The sequence below is a fragment of the Mesorhizobium sp. M7A.F.Ca.CA.003.01.2.1 genome, from assembly GCF_003998945.1.
Taxonomy (GTDB): Bacteria; Pseudomonadota; Alphaproteobacteria; order Rhizobiales; family Rhizobiaceae; genus Mesorhizobium; species Mesorhizobium ciceri.
Map to the genome: position 1 here is coordinate 1 of NZ_RZRA01000984.1, position 2,010 is coordinate 2,010.

The 2,010-nt window shown below is 67.7% G+C and carries 1 pseudogene; it reads left to right on the plus strand.

Annotated features, from left to right (window positions below):
* A pseudogene (locus EN969_RS36690) lies at positions 1-2,010 on the plus strand (autotransporter outer membrane beta-barrel domain-containing protein); the annotation flags it as partial.

Below are 2,010 nucleotides of genomic sequence, written 5' to 3' on the forward strand. Positions count from 1 at the left end.
CGCTGCGCACGGCTGATGGCGCGATGCAATCGATCACCACGGACGGCGCGGATTCGGCCGGCCTGATCGTGCAGTCGGTCGGCGGCGGCGGCGGCAATGGCGGCTTTTCCGGCACACTGTCGGCGATTGCCGGCTTCGGCATGGGGGGAAGAGGCGGCGCGGCCGGCAAGGGCGTGGCGACGGAAGCCACCTATAATGGTTCGGTCGAGACTTTCCGCGAAAGGTCGGCCGGTATCATCGTGCAATCGATCGGTGGCGGTGGCGGAAATGGCGGCGGCCAGTTCGGCCTGAGCGTCAACGCAAGCGTGGGCATCGGTGGTTCGGGCGCGGGGGGCGGCGAAGCCGGGACGGCAAAGTTCTTCTCGACGACAACACTTGACGTCACGACCCATCAGTCGGACTCGGCCGGCGTCATCGTGCAGTCGGTCGGCGGCGGCGGTGGCAATGGCGGCTTCTCGTTGAACGGCGCGGGTCTTGTGGCTGCTGTCAGCATCGGCGGCAAGGCCGGCACTGCCAGCGACGCCAAGGCAGTGACGGTCGGCATCAATTCAGGGCTGATTCACACGCTTGGTGACCGCTCCACGGGTATCATCGCCCAGTCGATCGGCGGCGGCGGCGGCAATGGCGGCGGCACGGCTTCCGCCGGCCTCGGCGCCAACGTCACAATCGGTGGCAAGGGAGGTGGCGGCGGCACGGGCTGGACCGTCGATGTCACCAATGGCGCGGCGGTACACACCGAAGGTGTCCAGTCTCATGGCATCCTGGCGCAGTCGATCGGCGGCGGTGGCGGCTCAGGCGGATTTGCCGTCTCGGTTGGCGGGCCGTCCTTCTCGCTTGGCGGCGATGGCGCGTCGGGCGGCGGGAGCAAGAAGGTCTATGTCGAAAACACAGGCCTGATCAGCACGGACAAGGATATGTCGATCGGCATCTTCGCGCAGTCGGTCGGCGGCTCGGGCGGCGACGGCGGGTTTGCGATGGCGGCCGGCGCCTTTGCCGCGGTCGGCATCGGTGGCAAAGGCGGGGCCGGCGGCGCGGCCGGCGAGGTAGAGGTCAAGAACACCAGCAACATCACGACCGTGGGCTCCCTCTCACACGGCATTCTCGCCCAGTCGGTCGGCGGCGGTGGCGGCAATGGCGGATCTGTCGGAACGTTTGCCGTCGGTCTGTTCGGCGCCGCTTCCGTGGCGATCGGCGGCGGTGGCGGCGATGGCAATCTCAGCAACCAGGTCACGGTCACCCACAAAGGTGACATTCATGTCGGCGGCATGGGCTCGAAGGCCATCCTTGCGCAATCGGTCGGTGGCAGTGGCGGCAACGGCGGTTCGGCTTATTCAGGCGCGGTCAGCGCTGGTCTCTACGTGTCCGCTTCGGTCGGGGTTGCCGTGGGTGGCGAGGGCGGCAACGGAGGCAATGGTGGAAAGGTAACGGTTCGGGCTGATGGCAACCTGATTGCCGACACCGACGCAGCCGGTTCCGGCGGCATCGTTGCCCAGTCCATCGGCGGCGGCGGCGGCAATGGCGGCCGCGCTGCCACGATTTCGGGTGCAGCCAGCACGGGGGTCAGCGTTTCACTCGGTGTCACTGTTGGTGGCTGGGGTGGCGACGGTGGCAAGAGCGACCTCGTCATCGTCGACAGCGGCATGAATGGCGGCGGCAGCATCGTTACCAAAGGCGCCAACGCGATCGGCATCCTCGCGCAATCGGTGGCCGGTAGCGGCGGCAATGGCGGCGATTCCTGGGGAGCTGCAGGCGGCTTCGGGGTCAACGCCAGCATCAATGCGACAGTCACCATCGGTGGCGGCGGCGGCAAGGGCAACATCAGCGGCGATGTCGCCGTTCACAACGCCATGACGATCAAGACGGGTGGGGACATGAGCGCCGCGATCGTTGCCCAGTCGATCGGCGGCGGCGGCGGCAACGGCGGAGCGACCAATGGCGCGACGGCCGATCTCGGTACAGAAAACGGCGTCAACGTCGCCGTCAACGTTGGTGTCGGCGGGGCGGGGGGCA